The sequence below is a fragment of the Chitinophaga sp. Ak27 genome (genome assembly GCF_012726295.1).
Taxonomy (GTDB): Bacteria; Bacteroidota; Bacteroidia; order Chitinophagales; family Chitinophagaceae; genus Chitinophaga.
The window spans coordinates 1,291,105-1,311,134 of the sequence record NZ_JABAOB010000001.1 but is presented as its reverse complement, the minus strand read 5'-3'; the positions used below and the strand labels follow the sequence as shown (position 1 = coordinate 1,311,134).

At 46.8% G+C, this 20,030-nt stretch carries 17 protein-coding genes; 3 read left to right on the top strand and 14 right to left on the bottom strand.

Annotated features, from left to right (window positions below; translation table 11 throughout):
- Positions 1-41 precede the first annotated feature (41 nt).
- The gene (locus tag HGH90_RS05110; RefSeq protein WP_169190524.1) at positions 42-2,576 is read left to right on the top strand and encodes a M14 family metallopeptidase; all 2,535 of its coding nucleotides are present in this window, start codon (positions 42-44) and stop codon (positions 2,574-2,576) included.
- A gap of 69 nt (positions 2,577-2,645) precedes the next feature.
- Here the strand turns inward: HGH90_RS05110 and HGH90_RS05105 are convergent, their stop codons facing one another.
- The 11 genes from HGH90_RS05105 to HGH90_RS05055 all read right to left on the bottom strand — a co-directional run bounded on the left by HGH90_RS05105 (position 2,646) and on the right by HGH90_RS05055 (position 13,243).
- Positions 2,646-3,254, bottom strand: a complete 609-nt coding sequence (locus HGH90_RS05105) for a redoxin domain-containing protein (protein ID WP_248276966.1) — start codon at positions 3,252-3,254, stop codon at positions 2,646-2,648.
- A gap of 139 nt (positions 3,255-3,393) precedes the next feature.
- A complete protein-coding gene (locus HGH90_RS05100) occupies positions 3,394-4,362 on the bottom strand; it encodes a YihY/virulence factor BrkB family protein (RefSeq protein ID WP_169190523.1) in 969 nt (322 codons plus the stop codon).
- Between the two features lie 84 nt (positions 4,363-4,446).
- Positions 4,447-5,499 carry an endolytic transglycosylase MltG gene (gene mltG / locus HGH90_RS05095; RefSeq protein ID WP_168763946.1) on the bottom strand — a complete coding sequence of 351 codons (1,053 nt, stop codon included), beginning with the start codon at positions 5,497-5,499 and terminating at the stop codon, positions 4,447-4,449.
- 132 nt (positions 5,500-5,631) lie between these two features.
- On the bottom strand, positions 5,632-5,988 hold the full coding sequence (gene secG, locus HGH90_RS05090; protein WP_168763945.1) for a preprotein translocase subunit SecG: 357 nt from the start codon (positions 5,986-5,988) through the stop codon (positions 5,632-5,634).
- A gap of 12 nt (positions 5,989-6,000) precedes the next feature.
- Positions 6,001-7,182: a hypothetical protein gene (locus HGH90_RS05085; protein ID WP_168763944.1), complete on the bottom strand. Its 1,182-nt coding sequence runs from the start codon at positions 7,180-7,182 to the stop codon at positions 6,001-6,003.
- Between the two features lie 33 nt (positions 7,183-7,215).
- On the bottom strand, positions 7,216-7,740 hold the full coding sequence (lptE, locus tag HGH90_RS05080; protein ID WP_168763943.1) for an LPS assembly lipoprotein LptE: 525 nt from the start codon (positions 7,738-7,740) through the stop codon (positions 7,216-7,218).
- 22 nt (positions 7,741-7,762) lie between these two features.
- A complete protein-coding gene (locus HGH90_RS05075) occupies positions 7,763-9,004 on the bottom strand; it encodes a sigma-54 interaction domain-containing protein (protein ID WP_145668130.1) in 1,242 nt (413 codons plus the stop codon).
- Between the two features lie 59 nt (positions 9,005-9,063).
- Positions 9,064-10,476, bottom strand: coding sequence for a tRNA (N6-isopentenyl adenosine(37)-C2)-methylthiotransferase MiaB (gene miaB / locus HGH90_RS05070; protein ID WP_168763942.1), 1,413 nt, complete (start codon positions 10,474-10,476; stop codon positions 9,064-9,066).
- 123 nt (positions 10,477-10,599) lie between these two features.
- Entirely contained in the window at positions 10,600-11,103 is a 504-nt protein-coding gene (locus HGH90_RS05065; RefSeq protein ID WP_168763941.1) for a hypothetical protein, read from the bottom strand.
- 23 nt (positions 11,104-11,126) lie between these two features.
- Positions 11,127-11,906, bottom strand: coding sequence for a (Fe-S)-binding protein (locus HGH90_RS05060; protein ID WP_168763940.1), 780 nt, complete (start codon positions 11,904-11,906; stop codon positions 11,127-11,129).
- Between the two features lie 20 nt (positions 11,907-11,926).
- A complete protein-coding gene (locus tag HGH90_RS05055; RefSeq protein ID WP_169190522.1) occupies positions 11,927-13,243 on the bottom strand; it encodes a (Fe-S)-binding protein in 1,317 nt (438 codons plus the stop codon).
- A gap of 126 nt (positions 13,244-13,369) precedes the next feature.
- Between HGH90_RS05055 and HGH90_RS05050 the strand changes: the two genes are divergently transcribed.
- Positions 13,370-13,867 (top strand): phosphoribosyltransferase family protein, encoded by a 498-nt coding sequence (locus tag HGH90_RS05050; protein ID WP_168763938.1) that lies wholly within the window; start codon positions 13,370-13,372, stop codon positions 13,865-13,867.
- Positions 13,868-13,873: 6 nt separating this feature from the next.
- On the opposite strand, the gene HGH90_RS05045 is transcribed toward HGH90_RS05050, so the two are convergent.
- Together HGH90_RS05045 and HGH90_RS05040 are read right to left on the bottom strand one after the other, a co-directional pair.
- Positions 13,874-14,812: a DUF2279 domain-containing protein gene (locus tag HGH90_RS05045; protein WP_169190521.1), complete on the bottom strand. Its 939-nt coding sequence runs from the start codon at positions 14,810-14,812 to the stop codon at positions 13,874-13,876.
- Between the two features lie 101 nt (positions 14,813-14,913).
- Positions 14,914-16,638 carry a phospho-sugar mutase gene (locus HGH90_RS05040; RefSeq protein WP_168763936.1) on the bottom strand — a complete coding sequence of 575 codons (1,725 nt, stop codon included), beginning with the start codon at positions 16,636-16,638 and terminating at the stop codon, positions 14,914-14,916.
- A gap of 123 nt (positions 16,639-16,761) precedes the next feature.
- Between HGH90_RS05040 and HGH90_RS05035 the strand changes: the two genes are divergently transcribed.
- On the top strand, positions 16,762-17,415 hold the full coding sequence (locus HGH90_RS05035; protein ID WP_168763935.1) for a protein-L-isoaspartate(D-aspartate) O-methyltransferase: 654 nt from the start codon (positions 16,762-16,764) through the stop codon (positions 17,413-17,415).
- Positions 17,416-17,446: 31 nt separating this feature from the next.
- Here the strand turns inward: HGH90_RS05035 and HGH90_RS05030 are convergent, their stop codons facing one another.
- Positions 17,447-19,933 (bottom strand): outer membrane beta-barrel family protein, encoded by a 2,487-nt coding sequence (locus HGH90_RS05030; RefSeq protein ID WP_168763934.1) that lies wholly within the window; start codon positions 19,931-19,933, stop codon positions 17,447-17,449.
- Between the last annotated feature and the right edge of the window lie 97 nt (positions 19,934-20,030).

Sequence of the window (20,030 nt, the reverse complement as noted above, 5' to 3'; positions counted from 1 at the left end):
AAACAATTCCTACCTTACAGTATCTAATTATCAGGCTTTCTATGTGCAGACTCGTTTTACTGACGTTCGTGATGCTGGGCTTTCTTTGTACTCATGCCCAGGTACCTACCCCAGATCAATTCCTCGGCTATCCCCTGGGAGCCCAGTTTACTCCCCATTACCGGGTACTCGACTATTTCAGGCAGGTAGCTGCCACCGCTAAAAATGTAAAGCTGGAACAGTACGGTACCACTTACGAAGGCCGGCCCCTGATGATGGCCATTGTAGCCTCTCCGGAAAATTTTAGCCGCCTGGAAGACATCCGGCAACATAGTCTTGATCTTTCCAACGCCCGCAGCAACAGCAACGGCCAAGAGCCGGTTATCGTATGGTTAAGCTACAATGTACACGGCAATGAAGCCGTATCTACAGAAGCGGCTATGCAAACGCTGTATGAACTGGTGAATAACGCCAATGCACAAACGCAGCAATGGTTGAAAAATACGGTAGTCATCATTGACCCATGCCTGAACCCCGATGGACGGGAGCGGTACGTAAATTTTTATAATGCCACCCGCGCGGTAAAACCCAATGTATACGCCTGGTCCCGCGAGCATAATGAGCCCTGGCCCGGCGGAAGGTCCAATCACTACTATTTTGACCTGAATCGCGACTGGGCCTGGCAAACACAAAAAGAATCGCAACAACGGATTGCAAAATACAACCAATGGATGCCGCAGCTGCATGTCGATTTTCATGAGCAGGAAATAGAAGCACCTTATTATTTTGCGCCGGCAGCAGAACCATTCCATGACGCTATTACGCCTTGGCAGCGCGAAATACAGGTATTGATAGGCCGCAATAATGCAAAATATTTCGATCAGCAGGGCTGGTTGTACTTTACCAGGGAGCGTTTCGACCTGTTCTATCCCAGCTATGGCGATACCTATCCTATGTACAACGGGGCTATTGGCATGACCTATGAGCAAGGTGGCAGCGGAAGGGCCGGTGTGGCCGTGCTGAAGAGAGATGGAGATACCCTGACCTTATCAGATCGTATTGCGCATCATTTTACCACAGGGATGTCAACCATCGAAGTAGCTTCTCAGCAGGCTGGAAAGATCATCACAGAATATGCCCATTATTTCCAGGCTGCCCGGAAAACGCCGCAAGGAGGCTATAAAGCCTACGTAGTGAAAGCCAATGGTAATACCGAAAAGCTGAATACGCTGGCCGACCTCCTGCGCCGGAATAACATTGAAATAGGCTATGGCGCCAATACCGGCAGTGCCAGCGGATTTAACTATTTCACCGGCAAAACGGAATCCTTTACCATCGATAAAGAAGACCTGGTAATCAGCGCCTTTCAGCCTCACTCCAATATGCTGCGGGTACTGTTTGAGCCGGTATCCCACCTGACAGATTCTGTCACCTACGACATTACTGCTTGGGCGCTGCCCTATGCTTACGGGCTCACTTCCTACGCCCTAAAACAGCCACTCACACCTGCGGCAACCACGGCAACTATACGAAATAACACGCCGTTATCAGCCCAGAAGCCTTATGCCTACCTGGCCCAATGGAACAGCATACGGGATGTAAAGTTCCTGTCTGCCTTATTACAGCATGATATTAAAGTACGCTTTACAGAAGCGCCTTTCAGCGTTGCTGGAAAAGACTTCTCTGCTGGTACGCTGATCATCACCCGCTCCGGTAATGCCACCCATGGCGACCAGTTCGACCAGTTTATTACCTCCCAGGCCAATCGTTTCAAGATATCCCTGGACGCGGTATCCAGCGGTTTTGTAGATAAAGGAACTGACTTTGGTTCTGATAAAATCAGGTTCATCAAAAAGCCCAACGTAATGTTGCTCACCGGCGATGGCGTTTCTTCACTGGGGACAGGGGAAATCTGGCATTTTTTTGAACAGCAGCTGGACTACCCGCTAACGGTAGTGAATGCACGGAATATAGGAGAGGTGAGCTGGGAACAGACAGATGTTATCATTTTGCCAGATGGCAGTTATAAATTATTCAGTGAGAAAGTTGCAACAGAGCGTTTGAAAGAATGGATTAATAATGGCGGAAAACTTATAGCCCTGGAAGGAGCTGCGGTGGAACTGGCCGGCATGGATTGGGGCATAAAACTGAAGAAAGAAAAAGAAGAAGAACAGAAAGAAGACAAGAGAAAAGTTATTCCCATGAGCAACTACGATGCCCTGAAACCTTATGCCAACAGGGAGAGAGAGAGCATCCGCCAATTTGTTCCCGGTGCTATTTATAAAGTACAACTGGACACAACTCATCCGCTGGCATTTGGCTACGGCCCTTACTATTATACACTAAAGCAGGATGCCCATTTGTATGATTTCATTGAAAGTGGCGGCTGGAATGTAGGCGTATTGAAGAAAGACAGCTATCTCAGTGGTTTTGTGGGTGCAGATACCCGGGCGCAGCTGAAAGATGGATTACTATTCGGGGTAAAGGAAATGGGCAGCGGTCAGTTGATTATCCTGGCAGATAATCCATTATTCAGAAGCTTCTGGGAAAACGGTAAGCTGTTGTTCAGCAATGCCGTATTCCTGGTCGGACAATAAAAGCAACGAAAAAGCAGCTGTTTTGCGACTGCCCTGCATAACAGCTGCTTTCAAAACAGTGTGTATACCTTATAGGTTGCGCTTTATATTACAACCCAGGCTATGGGAAGTGTTTACTGCTACCGGTTTTCCGGTCAGCATTTCATTAATGGCATTATGGAGTAGCCGTGTTTTTACTGCGTCGGCATTCCCCGGGCTGTCATCAATCCCACCCTTATAGGTCAGGCGGCTATTCTTATTGAATAAAAAGCATTCAGGAGTGTGGTTGGCATCAAAGGCATCTGCCAGCACTGCTTTCTTATCTACCACATAATACCAGCTGAATTGTTGTTTGGCCGCATATTCCTTCATGGCTGCAAAGGATTCCGGGCCATTGCGGGCTGCTTCGTTGGAATTGACCATTACCACACCGATATTGTTTTTACGGGCATAGGTACATACCTCACGCAGCCGGTCGTGGTTCCGTTGCATATAAGGACAGTTATTGCTGCAAAAGATCACCAGCAACCCGTTTTCCTGTCTGGCTGTATTCAGGGAAATTTCCTTGCCTGACACGTCGGTACAGGTGAGCTCGGATTTAGGTAATAAGGCGCCCGGCTCTAACGGTGTTTCCAGTTCAGGTTGAAATGAAGAAAGTAATACAGTACAACAGGATAAATAAAAGGTGGCCTTCATCATAACAAATGGTTTTCAGGTCCGGACTAAATATAGTAAATGCGACAGTTATTTGCATGTGTTTGTCAAATAAACATATCAAGATATAGAAGAAAAATACAAAATAAAAATAATTATCAAGTGAAAAAAAATAATAAATTGATTATCTGGTGGATAGCGGAGCAGTGTTGGGTTTTTCATCTTGTCTTGCATCGCTCACGCTCCGGATGCTGGCATTTAGTTCAAATCCTACGAGGAGAAAGAACGAGTTGAAGAAGATCCATAGCATGAGTACCAGGATGGTACCGATAGATCCATAGATTTTATTGTAGTTACCGAAGTTGTTAACGAACCAGGAGAAGCCGATGGTCACCAGGATCATACAGACTGTGGCCACGGTAGCGCCGGCGGTAATAAATTTCCATTTGCGCGTGGTAGCGGCGCCAATGCGGTAAAGTACTGCGTTGACTGAGTAAAATAACATTACAATCACTACCCACCTGGCAATATCAAGCACATTTCTTAGCGGGGCGCTGGTAATGCCTACCAGGTTAAATAGCCAGCGGAGCGTGGTGCCCTGGGCAATTATAAGAGCTACCGTTATTAGTATCAGTAGTACCAATATGGCAGTAAGTTGCAGGGCGATTAACCGGTTTTGCCACCATTTTCTTTTTCGGAAACCGGCGCCCTGTATTTTGGAAAAGGAGCGGAGGATGCCCATGACGCCGTTAGACGAATAAAAGAAACCCATCAGGAATGCGATGGAGAGCAATCCATTACGGTGGGTATACAGAAAATCGTGGATCATTCCCCTCACGATCATGTAGGTATTGTAGTTGGGTGTCAGATCCTGGGCTAGGTCATAGAGGGTAGGCTCTATATTTTTTACCGGGATATAAGGTACCAGGGTAAAAAGGAAGATGAAGAAGGGTGGAATGGCCAGCAGAAAGTTGAAAGAGATGGCCCTGGCGCGGTCGCCCAGGCCCCTGTTTTTGGTTTCCTGTCCGAAGTGTTTAAGCACATCATACAAGGGTAGCCCTTCAAATCCCGGCAGGATAAGGGTTTTAGTCCTTTCCACCAGCCGGCGGTAGGGGCGGGAATGTAGGATGATGTTTTCGGGCTTGAACGGCAAGTTTATTTTTTAAAATTGATTATTCCCTTATTTCAACGGCGTTTGTTGCTGTTAAAATAAGGGAATAATTAAATATAGTATTTGTTAGAATCCTCTTTTATTTAGTTCTGCCTGGTATTTCCTGGCATTCACCAGGTGCTCTTCGTAGGTGGCTGCAAAGGCATGGTAACCGGAGAAATCGGACCTGGCGCAAAAATACAGGTAATCTGTGTCAGGTGTGTTTAATACGGCATTTAATGTTTTTTCTGAAGGGGTACAGATAGGGCCGGGAGGAAATCCGCTATAACGGTAAGTATTATACGGAGAATCGAACAGGGTATGATTTTCCCTTATCCGTTTCAATCCGAAGTCCTGCAAGGCAAACTTCACGGTAGGATCGGCCTGCAGGCGCATACCTTTACGGTAGCGGTTCAGGTATACGCTGGAAATCAGGGGCTTTTCATCGTTTTTATTCGATTCCTCTTCCACTATGGAAGCCAGTATGGTGACTTCATTGATAGACAGGCCCAGTTTGGAGGCTTTTTCTTTTCGATCATCTGTCCAAAAAGCCATCCTGGCTTTTTCCAGTTTTTTGAAGACGGCTTCCGCGCCTGTATTCCAGTAAAATTCGTATGTATCAGGCAGTACTCCACACATCACGGTATTGGTATCGAGGCCAAATTGACGAAGGTATACCGCATCGGCCATCAGGGAGCGCAACACGGTTGAATCGGCTTCCAGGTTGTTGGCTATCTTCCTGACAAAATCGTCTTTAGTGCGTATTTTATTGATGACCAGGTCTACGGGTGACTGTTTCCCGGAGCGCAGCATGCGGGCGATATCGAAATTGCTCATTCCCCGGTTAATCTTATACCGGCCAGCCTTTACCCGGGAAGGATAATCCAGCCGTTGAGCTACCCAATTGAAGCTGTTGCGGTTGCGTATAATGCCTTGTTCTTCCAGTCCATCCAATACATTGGCGTAGGTGCTGTTAGTACGGACATAGAAGTATTTGCTATCGCCAAAAGCCTTGGTATTGGGGCCAAATACGCGGTAGGAGATATATACCAGTGCTCCGGCCAGCAAGCAGCCGGCAATAACCAGTATTCGCCTTATCCAGACAGACTTTGAGCTGGGTTGTTTGTTTTTTTTTGCCATAGATAGTGTTGGACATTAGAGTGGGGCGAATGCGCGCTATCAGCTGGTTTTTCAATATACTCTGTCAGTCGCCATTAAAAAAAACCTCGCTTTTAACGGCGAGGTTTTAAATATTATTATTCAATATGTTATTTATTTCTGTGCAGGAGCAGGGGCAGGAGCCGGAGTGCCAGCAGGTTGCTGAGCCGGAGCCTGTGGTACTACAGGTTGACCACCAGCTGCTTTTTCTATTGCACTGGGAGCCATTGTTTGTACTTTACTGGTTTTACCAATGAAGAAAGGAGCTGTCAGGCAGAGTAATGCGATCACTACCGCCAGGATCCAGGTACCTTTTTCCAACACGTCAGTAGTCTGACGCACCCCAATCACCTGATTACCAACACCACCGAAGCTGCCGGATAATCCGCCACCTTTAGGGTTCTGGATCAGCACAAAGAAGCCTAACAACACACAGGCTAATATGATCAGGATACCGAAAATTATCAACATAGAAATTATTGTTTATTTTTTGTCTGTTAGTGACTTTAATTCTAATATCTTTTGCGCAAAATAAGCGTTTTTGTCGGGATTAAGCAAACTTAATTTTTGATATATCTTAATCGCGTTGCCATATTGGTGCTGGCGTATCCATATCTCTGCCAGGGTTTCTGAAACGATGTCATTGTTGAAAACAATAGAATTCATGGCCATTTTCTCTACGGTTTCAGACACTTCCGGTTCTTCATCTTCTTCATAAATGCGGTGCAGCTGTTGCTGGTACCAGTCTTTGCTGGTTTTACCTACAAAGTTGTCTTTCATCTGCCGCAGCCAGGAAGTAAAGCTTCTCATTTCTGCGGCGCCTTGTATGCTTAATTCATCTGCTTCTTCCGGATTTTTCAATCGTTTATAAGCGAAATAGTCGTCGGTGTATAAAGGCTGGAAAGTAAGTTCCGTTTCTGTTGTATCTACTGCCAATGGGAATATTTTAATAGGCCCCGGAGAAGGATCTTCTTCTTCCGCTACCGGCAGGTCAACCGGCGCAGGAGGGGGCATCACCGTGGAGGCATTTGCAGGATGCACATGGGTATCCTGTTCAAAGTCGGCCACGGCAAGTGGTGTATGGTGAATAATGTCCTGTTGTGGCAGGGCATCTTCCGGAATTACGGGTGCAATGCGGTCTTCCACTACTGGTAAGGTCGTTTCCTGTGCTATTTCTTCAGCTATGGTGGCTGTAATGCTTTCTCCCGGTATGACGGTTTCGGTGGTGACAGCAGTAGTAGCTTCCGGTGCCGGGATTTCCGTACCGTTGTGGATAGCGGCCATCGTATGCTCCGGTTCCTGCTGTGGCAGGGCATCTTCGGGGATTACGGGCGCAAGACGGTCTTCTACTACAGGTAATGCTGCAATGTCTTGTGCTATTTCCGCGGCGATGGAGGTGGTAGCATCTTCTTCCGGAAGCGTGTTTTCCGGCATATCACCCGTAATCAACTGGTAGACATAATGGGGCTGGTCGGTATACAACAGCGCTTTTTTCACGGCGTCGCCCTGAAGATTGCCGGTTTGCTGGTATACTTTTTTGGCCAGTAACAGCCTGCCTGCAGCAAAATAAGGGTGATCTGCCACGAGCTGCTCCATTACAGCTTCGTCTACCTGTTGCAGGGAAGGCTGTAGAAACACATGCGATATAATCCTGTTTACCGTCATAGGTTACTAATGTAATAAAAAATGAGTTACCCGTTACCAGTTCGCAAAAGCCCTGTTGAAGATATCATCTGTGATACCCGGGATGATCTGATCATCCAGCAGTCCGTTTTCCACGGTGCTGGGCAGCTGGGTAGCCTTGAATTCAGCAGAGCGGGAAAATGACTGGGTAAATCCTTTTTTATCGCCTATTCGTTTAATGAATACAACATTAACGGTCACGTTCAAACGGGAAGTAGCTGCCTGGTCAACATTGGTAACTGCCGCGTTGGAGAAGGAATAACCGGTGATAGTAGCTTTGAATTCGTAATCGGCTTTCGGTGCGTTCTCGTTGATCTGCGTCAGGCGGGTTTGTGACGTGATTTTATCGCGCAGCTTCTGGGTCAGTTTCTGGCTCAGGGTAGGGTTGTTGATCGGCGCCCTGTTTTCAATAAAGCGCACGTTCACCGTAGAAGCGCCCTGGTCTATACTGGCGCCGGTAGCTGAATATTTCACGCTGCACCCTGCTGTGGATACCGCCAGCATAGCTACTGACAGCCATGTTTTAATACTTTTTATCATTGTAGTGCTGATATTAATTCGTTTATTCTGCGATGTTATATTCTTTGAGTTTGCGGTAAAGGGTTCTTTCCGAAATACCCAGGTCCAGCGCGGCATCTTTACGTTTGCCCTTATGTTTTTTCAGCGCTTTTACAATGAGTTCTTTTTCTTTATCGGCAATAGACAATGTTTCTTCTACTTCTTCGTGATGATCAATTTTATTATCAGAGATGATAATGGGTTGTGCCGTGGCGATGTTGCTGCCTGATGGCGTACCCAGATCCGTAGTGGCAGGGAAACTATGCAGTACATGGTTGTTCTCTGGGTGATACTCTGCTGCATGCGCCATATTAGGATTCTGCAGGATATCGAAGAACATTTTCTTTACCTCAGTTACATCTTTCTTCATGTCGAAGAACAGTTTATACAGGATATCCCTTTCGCTGGCGAAATCGCTGTTTTGCTGCTGTGGCGCGGCCAGCATTGGTAAACGGTTTACTTCCGGCTGGTCGGGCAGGAAACGTTTCAGGTCGTTGGCAGTTACCAGTTTATCGGATGATAACACGGAAATCTGTTCTGCAATATTTTTCAGTTCGCGGATATTACCTCTCCAGGGATAGTTCACCAATATATTACGGGCTTCTTCATCCAGTTGAATAGAAGGTGTTTTATATTTTTCGGAGAAGTCTACCGAGAATTTTCTGAATAACAGGGGAATATCTTCTTTACGGTCGCGCAGGGCGGGGACGCGGATAGGCACGGTGTTGAGACGATAATACAGGTCTTCCCGGAATTTGCCCTGTTGGGTACGTTCCAGCAAATCGCGGTTAGTAGCGGCTACTACGCGCACATCTGTTTTCTGTACTTTGGAGGAACCCACCCGGATATATTCGCCGGTTTCCAATACACGCAACAGGCGGGCCTGAGTGCCCATAGGCATTTCCCCGATTTCATCGAGGAAGATAGTGCCGCCGTTAACGGTTTCGAAGTAACCTTTACGGCTGTCTACCGCACCGGTAAAAGATCCTTTTTCATGGCCGAAAAGCTCTGAATCGATAGTTCCTTCCGGGATAGCGCCGCAGTTCACCGCAATAAAGGGATTGTGTTTGCGTGCACTCAGGGAATGAATGATCTGGGAAAATACTTCCTTACCCACCCCACTTTCTCCGTTAATCAGCACTGTAAGGTCGGTATTGGCTACCTGAACAGCCACCTGCAATGCGTAGTTGAGTGCGGGACTACTACCAATAATGCCAAACCTGTTTTTTATAGCCTGTATGTCCATAAGCGGTTGTTCGTATGTTTGATGGTTAAATTTATAGCGGCATTGTTATCTGCCGGCAACTATTGTATGGCTTTTCCTAGGAGGGTACCAGAGGTACAGCTTTCTACTTTTACCATCACATAGTCACCTTTTTTGAAGTTTTCTTTAGGGAAAACAATGACTTTGTTCTGGTCGTTGCGGCCAAAAAGCTGTTCGTCAGAGCGTTTGGACGTTCCTTCTACCAATACTTTGAAGGTTTTTCCTATTTCTCTTTCCATCCCTGCCTGTGAATGTTTGCGGTGTAATTCCACTACTTCGGCCAGCCTTCTTTTCTTTACTTCTTCCGGGATATCATCGTCATAGCGGCGTTCCGCCAGGGTGCCCGGACGTTCGGAATAGAAATACATATAGGCCAGGTCGTACTGCGCGTATTTCATGAGACTGAGGGTATCCTGATGATCTTCTTCCGTTTCTGTGCAAAAGCCACAGATAATGTCGGTCGACAGGCCACAGTCAGGAAGCAGTTCCTTGATACGGTCTACTTTTTTCATGTACCATTCCCTGGTATAGGTACGGTTCATGAGCTGCAAGATACGGGAGCTGCCGCTTTGTACCGGCAGGTGAATATAGTTGCAGATATTCTCATACCGTTGCATGATAAAGAGTACTTCGTCGGTAATATCTTTCGGATGGGAGGTGCTGAAGCGTACGCGGAGCAGGGGATCTATCTGCGCTACTTTTTCGAGCAACATGGCGAAGGTGATGGTTTCGCTGCCGTCGGTGCTGGTCCAGTAGTAAGAGTCAACGTTTTGTCCGAGGAGCGTGACTTCCCGGTAGCCATTATCGAACAGTTCACGGGCTTCCCGTACAATGGAATAAGCGTCGCGGCTGCGTTCCCGGCCACGGGTAAATGGTACTACACAAAAAGTACACATATTGTTACAACCTCTCATAATGGACACAAAGGAGGTGACCCCGTTATTATCCAGTCTTACCGGGCTGATATCGCCATAAGTTTCTTCGCGGCTCAATAATACATTCACTGATTTTTGCCCGGTTTCTGCTTCTGCAATCAGGGCAGGGAGGCTGCGGTAGGCATCGGGGCCTACTACCAGGTCTACCAGTTTCTCTTCTTCCAGGAGTTTTCCTTTGATGCGTTCGGCCATACAGCCTAAAACGCCTACCAGCATGCCGGGTGTTTCCCGTTTCAGCTTTTTGAATTCTGTAAGTCGTTTGCGAACGGTTTGCTCCGCCTTTTCACGGATGGAACAGGTATTAAGGAGAATGAGACTTGCTTCTTCTGCGTTGCGGGTTGGGCCATAACCCTCTTGTCCAAGTATAGAGGCAACAATTTCACTATCGTTGAAATTCATTGCACAGCCATAGCTCTCAATGTAGAATTTTTTAGTATATGTTTGGGTGCCAGTCACTGCGGGAGCATAGGCTTCTCCCTGGCGACTTTCATCATGCACTTTAGTTTCCAGATCAAGCATCCTGACAAAAATTTTGGAAGGCAAAAATAAGTAATAAAAACAACAAAATGACAGAATGGCAGCATGTAAAATAAAACGCTCTGTAACCACCGGTTACAGAGCGTTTCAATATTTTATACTTGACTACGCTTTCGCTGCCAGTTTTTTCCCTACCCAGCTGTCTTTCAGCGGTACCAGCCACTGTGTATCCAGCTCTTGCCTGGTGAGTACGGTATTATTCAGATAGAGTGTATTTTCATCGATATAACCTTTTTCAAGTGCATAGGGCACCTGGGCCATCGGCAGGAGTTGTACTTTATCTTTTACGATAAAGCCCAGCAGCAGGCGGTCAAACATATTTACCCCGTACTGCTTTTCTATGCTTTTAATGATTCTAACGGAACTATCTGTACTGCAACCACTTACGGTAGTCCGGGATTCATCTGCAATAAGAATGATCACCTGGTTCAACACCACCTGTCCCCAGCCTTTTACCGGTGCGCCGTGAGCGTTCCATTGGGCGGTAAACTGGTGCAGCTGTTCATTTATCTCAAGTATCTCCTGCTCGTTGAACGGTCTGTTGCTTTGGTATATCCACACCCTGGAGGCCGGAGAGAAGTCTGCAGGGAAGATGTTGTTCGTATTCATACCGCAAATTTACGCAAATGAATTTATTTCATGCTTTGCTCAATTAATTCTGCAATGTCGAGCACTTTTACGCTTTCTTCCTTACCGGCTTCTTTTACGCCATCGGTCAGCATGGTCATACAGAAGGGGCAATTGGCTGCAATCACGGAGGCGCCGGTAGCTACGGCTTCCTCTCCGCGTTCGAAGTTGATCCGGGTGGTGCCTTTTTCTTCTTCTTTGAACATCTGTGCGCCGCCGGCGCCGCAGCAAAGTCCTTTACTCCGGCAACGTTTCATTTCTATCAGTTCGGCATCCAGCGTTTCCAATACTTTACGGGGCGCTTCATATATGTTATTGGCGCGTCCGAGATAACAGGAATCATGATAGGTGATCTTTTTTCCTTTAAAGGAGCCGCCCTCCTGCATTTTAACCCGGCCTTCATCGATGAGTGACTGCAGGAAGCTGGTATGATGTATGACTTCGTAGTTGCCGCCCAGCGCGGGATATTCATTTTTCAGTGTATTAAAGCAATGTGGACAGGCAGTAACAATTTTTTTTACGCCATACATATTTAACAGCTGTATGTTATTCTGCGCCATCATTTGGAAGATGAACTCATTGCCGGCTCTTCTTGCCGGATCTCCAGTACAACTTTCTTCCTTACCCAGTATGGCAAAGGAAATTCCTACTTTATCCAGTATCGTGGCAAATGCTTTTGTTATCTTTTGGGCACGCTGATCAAAACTGCCTGCACAACCCACCCAGAAAAGGACTTCAGGGGTTTCTCCGTTCGCGGCATATTCTGCCATTGTTTTAATATGCATTCGTATCTTTTTTTAATGAGTTATTCTGTAGCCCACTTATCCCGGTCGTCCATACTGAATTTCCAGGGAGCCATATTATTTTCAATATTGCTGAACATGCCGGTCCATTCTGCCGGGGCACTGGATTCCTCCATCACCAGGTGACGGCGTAGTTGCAGGATAATATCCAGCGGATTGATACTTACCGGGCATTCCTGTACACAGGCATTGCAGGTGGTGCAGGCACGCAGCTCTTCTTCGGTGATATAATCGCGCAGCAGTGTTTTGTTGTCGTCTGTAAACGTGCCGTTGTTGGCTTTGATGTTGCGGCCTACTTCTTCCAGGCGGTCGCGGGTATCCATCATAATTTTACGGGGCGACAACAGCTTACCGGTGATATTGGCCGGGCAAGCGGCAGTACAGCGTCCGCACTCCGTACAGCTATAGGCATCCAGTAAGTTTTTCCAGGTAAGGTCGGTCACATCTTTGGCGCCGAATTTAGGCATAGTGTCCGAAGCCGGCGCATTGGCGGCCAGTTCCGGTTGCAGCATCAGCTGTACTTCATGTTGTACGGCGGGCATATTTTCCATTTCCCCTTTGGGTTCTAGGCTGGCATAGTAGGCATTGGGGAATGCCAGGATAATATGCAGGTGCTTGGAGTAAGGGAGATAGTTCAGGAAAGCCAGTACCCCGGCAATGTGGAGCCACCAGCAGCTCCGCTCTATTACTTCGAGGGTGCCGTCAGACATACCCGCAAATATGGGCGTAAACATACCGGAAACCCAGAAGTTGCCGGTAGGAATATAATGCGCGGCGCCCCTGGCTTGTAATGCCTGGTCTGCCGCATTCATGGTCAGGAAGAGCAGCATCAGCACTATTTCAGTGATCAGGATATAGTTAGCATCGGAACGTGGCCACCCGTCGAGATCTTTGCTAATAAAGCGTTTTAGCTTTAAAATATTTCTGCGTACCAGGAATATGGCGCAGCCGGTAATAACCAGTACGGCCAGTATTTCAAATAAGCCGATTAAAACGGGATACAACCCTCCCAGTACGGGAACGAATAAACGATGTTGCCCAAGAATACCATCCAGGATAATTTCCAGTATTTCAATATTAATAATCAGGAAACCGGCATACACAAAAAAGTGGAGTACAGCTACCAGTGGATTGCGGAACATCTTCTTCTGGCCAAATGCCAGCAGGAGCAAATTTTTCCAACGCAGGTTGGGGTGATCGTTCAGGTCTTTGTCCCGTCCCAGTAAGATGTTTTTCCTTATCTGGCCGGCCTTTCTGGAGAAAAGGTATACTGCTGTTCCAAACAGGATGACAAATAATAATTCTTGTACAATTCGCATTATCTCAGATTTGACTCCCTAATTTATGTCTTTTTTAGGTGCCGGCCATTCGACTGCTATATTTAGTAGTATTGATTTTTTGAGAGATAACAGCAGCCTAATGGCTAATTGCTTATTTTTGCCGATATGGAAAGCAGGAACATCATTCTAACACAGGATATCATTCAAAAGAAAATTGAACGCATCGCTTACGAAATTTATGAACTCAACAGCGATGGCGGTGAAATCATTCTGGCTGGTATCTGGGACCGGGGTGTGATTGTAGCACACAAGATAGCCGCTATACTGGAGCAGATTTCTCCCCTGAAACCCCATATTATCGAGTTACGCCTCGATAAGCAACGTCCGGGAGAAGTGGTAGTATCGGAAGATCTCGACTTCAGTGATAAGGTAATTGTGGTGGTGGATGATGTTGCTAATTCTGGCCGGACTATGCTGTATGCCCTGAAACCTTTTCTGAAATACCTGCCTAAAAAAATCCAGACCGCCGTGCTGGTTGACCGTAAACATAAGTCCTTTCCATTATCCGTCGACTTCGTAGGCTATTCACTCGCTACTACACTACAGGATATGGTATTGGTGGAAATGAACGGAGAAGAAATTGTATCTGCTTATTTTGAATAACGCCGCCTAAAAGTACAAAGCGTGTAATTTCACCTGGCCTGATGAGTTCAACTCCAGGGTGGGTGCGGGAATTTTTATCATGTTCAGTACCTGGAACAATACCTTTACGCCTTTTTTACGGGTATAAATTTTAGTAAAGTCCACATCCGGAGAAAGATAGAACTGTCTTATCCGTTTCAGGTGGCTATAGTCCTGGTCCACGCCATGCTGATCTGTCCAGGTATTATCCCTGCCGCCCAGCATGTTATCCGCGCCATATCCTACCGCTATATTCAGCCATTTTGGAAAGTTACTTTCCTTATAGAAGGAGTAAACGTTGACAGACAGCCAATAGGTTTGTCCGTTATAGTTTTTCAGGGTTCTTTCCCAGAAGCTTTCGCCAAACAGCTGGCCGGCCTTGGCCCGTAATGTAGGATCATTGTATAAGTCGGGGTGTGAGGAAAACTTCAGTTGAATGCGTTGTTCATTCCAAAATAATTCCTGGCTGACCAATATGCCGGAACCGATGGCATTGGCGCCCATATCGCCCCATGAAAATCCCCACTCTGATGAAAAGCCATCCAGTACTTCCACGACCGACTGAAATGCAAAGCCGGTTAAACCCCCGATCCAGATTTGCTTTTTCCTCGGAAGTCCCGACCATCGCCACATTTCACGACTGTATTTACCAATAAAATAAGCGCTGAAGATATGCCCGGCTTTATCCATCTGGTTCCATTCGCCCATATCGTTGAAAAAATGGAAGCTGGACCTCGGATAGCCTTTATACCAGGCGGTATTCAGGGCGGCGAGGCTGGCGCCATACAGCGCTGCAGTAGTGCCGGTAAGTATCCATACATGTGAAGGGGTGGTGGTATCGGGAATAGAAAAGAAAGACACTTTTTTTTGTGCTTCGCCACACAGGAAATGTAGCAGCAGGATCAGCATCAATAGGTTTTTTTTCATGCGGGTATATCAACAATAAACCCGGGAATGCAGAAAGGGTGTTTGTTTGATGCGTCCTTTCAACATTCCCGGTGGCTTCCTCTTTAGGGGAGGAGTGGGTATTATTTCAGTTTCAGATCCTGGATAATACCATTTATTTTCTGATCCAGTTCAGCAGTTACTTTATCATAATCAGCTGCGTTGGCCAGCGGTGCATTTACACTGAAGTAAAATTTAATTTTAGGTTCCGTACCGGATGGGCGGGCAGATATTTTGCTGCCATCGGCCAGTAAAAACTGTAGTACGTTGGATTTGGGGAGGTCGAGTGCTTTTGTTTCCCCGGTTTTAATATCGCGGATCTGTTGCAGTTGGTAATCGTAGAGCGTTACTACCGGAGACCCGTTGATGGTTACTGGTGGATTTTCGCGGTATCCCCGCATCATTTCTGCAATTTCTTCGGCGCCTCTCATGCCTTTCTTGGTGATGGAGATCAGTGATTCTTTATAGTAGCCATAGCGAACGTAGATGTCGATCAGTTCTTCAAACAGCGATTTACCCTTGCTGCGTGCATAGGCCGCCATTTCACAGATCATGGCTACGGAAGAAATTGCGTCTTTGTCACGGATATTGTTGCCTATCATGTAACCATAAGATTCTTCTCCTCCGCAGATAAAGTTTTCCTGTGGCTCTTTCCGGCGGATCAGGTCAGCAATCCATTTGAAGCCGGTCAGTACATTATAGCAGTTAATATTGTTTTTTGCTGCAAATACGTCAATCAGGTCAGAGGTTACCACGGTTTTGGCAATGAAGTCGTTGGGTTTGGCCAATCCTTTGTTTTTGCGGCCTTCCACGATATAGTTGAACAACAGTACGCCGGTTTGGTTACCGTTGAGCAGTATCCACTCGCCTTTCAGGTCTTTTACGGCAATGCCTACACGATCGGCATCGGGGTCGGTACCCAGGAGGATATCGGCATCGAGTGCTTTGGCTTTTTTCAGCCCCAGGTTCATTGCTTCGGATTCTTCCGGGTTAGGGAATACGACCGTTGGGAAGTTGCCGTCGGGTGTGGCCTGTTCGTCTACGATGGTTACATTGGTAAAGCCATAACCAGCCAATACGGCGGGTACCTGGGTAATACCTGTACCATGAATAGGCGTATATACTATTTTAAGGTCGTGCTGTTGTTTATTAATGTCCGGGTTGATGGACAGGCTGATAAGCTCCTGCTGGTAAGCTTTGTCTATTTCAGCCCCAATCAGGGTAATATTAGCTTCGCCACCGGTCCATTTCACGTCATCGGGGGATGCGATATTCTCCACTTCGCGGATCACATTACCATCGTGGGGAGGTACCAGTTGGGCGCCATCATTCCAGTAGGCTTTATATCCGTTATATTCCTTAGGGTTATGGGAGGCGGTCAGTACCACGCCGGCATGGCAGTGGAGATGGCGGATGGTGAAAGATAGCTCCGGCGTTGGACGCAGGCTTTCGAAGAGAAATACCTTAATACCGTTTGCGGCGAATACATTTGCCACCGTTTCAGCAAAAAAGCGGGCATTATTGCGACTGTCGTGGGCAATGGCTACTTTAATATCGCCGGTAAAGGTTTTTTTAAGGTAGTTGGAGAAGCCCTGGGTAGCCATTCCAATGGTATATTTATTCATCCGGTTGGTACCTACGCCCATGATACCACGAAGTCCGCCGGTACCAAATTCGAGGTTACGGTAAAAGGCATCAGTGAGTTCGTCGGGGGTACCTTCCTGCATCTTCTTAATGGTGGCCACGGTTTCGGTATCGAAGTTACCGTTGAGCCATTGTGATACTTTGTTTTGAATACTTATATCCATAGTATTTTTTTTGAGCCGTAAATGCTAAAACGAAGTGTAAAGTAAAAATAAAAAAATGAATGTGGGAAATTACAGATTTCAAAAAAGCATTGAAAATTGTGGGTAATGGTTAATTTTGCGGCCATGAGGCGGTATGAAGATACTTATAAGCAAAAAGGCTTACGTAAACAACTAGTGGATAGTATCCGTCAGAAAGGTATTACCGATGAAAGCGTACTGGCGGCCATAGGCGCCATTCCGAGACATTTTTTCCTGGATACGGCTTTTGAGAGCATTGCATACGATGACCGGGCTTTCCCGATCGGGGAGGGTCAAACCATTTCCCAGCCGTATACAGTGGCTTATCAGACACAACTACTGGAGGTGAAACCCTATGAAAAAGTGCTGGAAATCGGTACCGGCAGCGCCTATCAGGCCTGTGTGCTGGCGGAGCTGAAGGCCAATGTTTTTACTATTGAGCGGCAACGCAAGCTGTTCGACCAGGTGAAAGCATTTCCTTTTAAAGCCCAGTACCCCAATCTCCGTTTTTTCTACGGAGATGGCTATGAAGGCTTATCTACCTATGCTCCTTTTGATAAAGTACTGGTGACTGCGGCAGCGCCACATATCCCTGAAAAACTACTGCAGCAGTTAAAGCCCGGGGGAAAGATGGTCATCCCGGTAGGAGGGCATGAAATACAGCGCATGTTGCGCATTACCAAAATCAACGATACGGAAAACGAACAGGAACTGTTCGATAACTTCTCTTTCGTGCCTATGCTGGCAGGAAAGAAATAATAAAGAGCGGAAAGCTTACGCTTTCTGCTCTTTAGAGCCTGCCAGTACCTTCTTTGGGTTTCTCCTCTTCTTTTTTCTCTTCTTCTTTCTTATCATCATCGTCCTGCGGCTTCTTTTTCTTGAACAGGTTGGGGTCCATTTTGCCGAACCGGTACCGCACATTCAGGCGGATAAAGCGGGTCGTTCTTTTGCGGTCGTAGTCCTGTATGAAAGTAGCGGTTTGGTAATGTGAATTGAACTGCTGGGTGTTCAGGATATCTGAAATATTAAGCGCCACCACCAGTGCCCTGGTTTTCAGGAATTCTTTGCGAACGCCGAAGTCCATCCCATTCATGGCTTTAAAAGTACCCTGGGGCTGGATCCGGGGAGAGCGGAAATGGCCGCTCAGCTCCACGCTAACCCTGCCGGGTAAACGAAACTGGGTGTTGCCATTGAGCCCATAGCTGAAATTTTCGTTGTTGATGGTAACGCTGGTAAGCTTGTTATATTCCAAATTGAGGTTGGCCCATACCTTCCACCATTTGGAAAGATTGAGGCTATAGGAAACGTTGCCCCCGATGTTTTGCTGCGTAGCCAGGTTCATCGGCTTGGTGGTGGTTACCCCCGAAATGGTGTCCAGTGTGCTGATCCGGTCTATGTTGTCGTTGGTTTGAGCATAGTAGCTGCTGATGCTCATATAGTTATTGGTTTTGGGATAATATTCGGAATAACTGACCTCGAATTTATGTGATAAAGCTGGCTGCAGTTCCGGGTTACCTGTACGGATATTCTGTGGATCGGAGTTGTTGACGTACGGTAACAACTGGTCAAAGTTGGGCCGGTCTATACGGGTAGAATAGTTGAATACCAGGCTCTGGTTCTGGTTTTTAGGCAGATTGTACTTCAGGAATACGCTGGGAAACAGGTTAAAGAAGCGATTATTCACAGTAGTATCCCGGGTAACGGAATACCCTTTGAGATGCGATTGCTCGGCGCGTACACCTACCTGGTAGCCGAGGTTACCGATAGCATTAGCAAAGTTGAAGTACCCGGCAAAGATGTCTTCTTCATAATTATACTGGTTGGATAACACGGGGCTCACCTTGTAATCGGGTATACTCCAATCATACAGGGAGGCGATGTAGTTGTTATCGATATGCCGCATGGTGGTTTTTACCCCTGCCTCCAGTTTACCTTTGGCGCCTATGGGAGAGGTATAATCGGATTGCAGGTTCCAGAAACTGTTTTTGTTGCGGGAGGTGTTGTATTGTTTATCCGCGTTGGGCAAGGTATCTATGCCGGCAACATGATACTGCGTATAATAGTTGCTGCTGCTGTTGCTGCTATTGCCGCTGTAGCTCACATAGGCGGTGAGCTCCTGGTTGGGCTTATCGAAAGTATGTTTATAGTTGAGATTGGTGTTGTTGTTACCGCTGTTGCTGCGGCTGGTATTATTTCGGTCTCCGTAGCGAAGGGTGGCTTTTTTATCATCCATGTAGTTCAGGAAGATATTGTCTTCATTCTGGTTATTATTACGGTTAATACCTTGAGAGATGGTAAAGGTATTATGGTCGTCGAGGAAGTAATCGAAGCCAAACCGTCCTCCATTATTGCGGTTGGTATTTTCGTTCCGGCTCGATTGGGAGAAGAAGCTTGTATGGCTGCTGTCGGCGATCAGGTTTTGGCGATAGCTGTAGCCGCTGCCGTTTACCTGTTCATATCGCCCGTTGTAGTTGCCGAAGAAGTTAAACCGTTTTAAGCGCAGGCTGGCGTTAAGACTACCACTTCCTTCGCCCCTGGTGGCGCCGCCGGCGTTGATCATTACATTGTAGCCAATTGCCTTATCTTTTTTCAGGACGATGTTGATAATGCCGCCGCTGCCGTTGGCTTCGAACTTAGCGGAGGGGTTGTTGATCACTTCCACCCGGTCGATGCTTTCGGCGGGGATCATTTGCAGCGCTGTTTTAGCATCGCCAAAGGGAGAAGGTTTTCCATCCACATAGATGGTGACACTTTTTCCCCGGAGAGTAATGTTATCATCTATATCTACGTCTACACTGGGAATGTTTTTCAATATGTCGGTACCGGTTCCACCTTCGGCGTTAATCATGTTACCGGCATCAAATACCTGGCGGTCTATCTGCATGGAGAAGGCAGGTTTTTCGGCTTTTATTTCCACGGCGTTCAGCACTTTCCCGGCAGGTTGCAATCTTAAGGTGCCGGCAAAAGTATTTTTTCCTTCCGTTACCTTCACTGCTTTTTCGAGCTTTTCATATCCCATGAAGGTGATACGTAATACATATATGCCCGGGGTGATATTATTCAGGGAGAAGTTGCCGGCAGGGTTCGTATAAGCGCCGGTAACCATCGCTGAATCGGCTTGTTTGAGTAATACAACTGATGCGTATTCAACGGGTTTGCCGGTAGCGATGTCTGCTATTTTTCCGGTAACTTTTAACGGGGCCGCTGCTGTCGTTTGGGCGTTCACGTTATACGACGCCACGAACAGCACGACGATGAGAAAGAGATAATTTCGCATGCGTGGATTTAGCAACTTTAATTCTTTGATACAACAACCCCATAAAAGTAATAGCCGTATGGTTAAACATCGACGAAATATGATGAGTGGTAGCTAA

Bases quoted from the DNA above. Each gene is read 5' to 3' on its own strand.
- HGH90_RS05075 (WP_145668130.1), bottom strand. From the start codon at position 9,004: ATGGACATACAGGCTATAAAAAACAGGTTTGGCATTATTGGTAGTAGT.
- HGH90_RS05055 (WP_169190522.1), bottom strand. From the start codon at position 13,243: ATGCGAATTGTACAAGAATTATTATTTGTCATCCTGTTTGGAACAGCA.
- HGH90_RS05110 (WP_169190524.1), top strand. From the start codon at position 42: ATGTGCAGACTCGTTTTACTGACGTTCGTGATGCTGGGCTTTCTTTGT.
- HGH90_RS05045 (WP_169190521.1), bottom strand. From the start codon at position 14,812: ATGAAAAAAAACCTATTGATGCTGATCCTGCTGCTACATTTCCTGTGT.
- HGH90_RS05085 (WP_168763944.1), bottom strand. From the start codon at position 7,182: ATGACGGTAAACAGGATTATATCGCATGTGTTTCTACAGCCTTCCCTG.
- HGH90_RS05060 (WP_168763940.1), bottom strand. From the start codon at position 11,906: ATGCATATTAAAACAATGGCAGAATATGCCGCGAACGGAGAAACCCCT.
- mltG (WP_168763946.1), bottom strand. From the start codon at position 5,499: ATGGCAAAAAAAAACAAACAACCCAGCTCAAAGTCTGTCTGGATAAGG.
- HGH90_RS05040 (WP_168763936.1), bottom strand. From the start codon at position 16,638: ATGGATATAAGTATTCAAAACAAAGTATCACAATGGCTCAACGGTAAC.
- HGH90_RS05105 (WP_248276966.1), bottom strand. From the start codon at position 3,254: ATGATGAAGGCCACCTTTTATTTATCCTGTTGTACTGTATTACTTTCT.
- secG (WP_168763945.1), bottom strand. From the start codon at position 5,988: ATGTTGATAATTTTCGGTATCCTGATCATATTAGCCTGTGTGTTGTTA.
- lptE (WP_168763943.1), bottom strand. From the start codon at position 7,740: ATGATAAAAAGTATTAAAACATGGCTGTCAGTAGCTATGCTGGCGGTA.
- HGH90_RS05065 (WP_168763941.1), bottom strand. From the start codon at position 11,103: ATGAATACGAACAACATCTTCCCTGCAGACTTCTCTCCGGCCTCCAGG.
- HGH90_RS05050 (WP_168763938.1), top strand. From the start codon at position 13,370: ATGGAAAGCAGGAACATCATTCTAACACAGGATATCATTCAAAAGAAA.
- miaB (WP_168763942.1), bottom strand. From the start codon at position 10,476: ATGCTTGATCTGGAAACTAAAGTGCATGATGAAAGTCGCCAGGGAGAA.
- HGH90_RS05035 (WP_168763935.1), top strand. From the start codon at position 16,762: ATGAGGCGGTATGAAGATACTTATAAGCAAAAAGGCTTACGTAAACAA.
- HGH90_RS05030 (WP_168763934.1), bottom strand. From the start codon at position 19,933: ATGCGAAATTATCTCTTTCTCATCGTCGTGCTGTTCGTGGCGTCGTAT.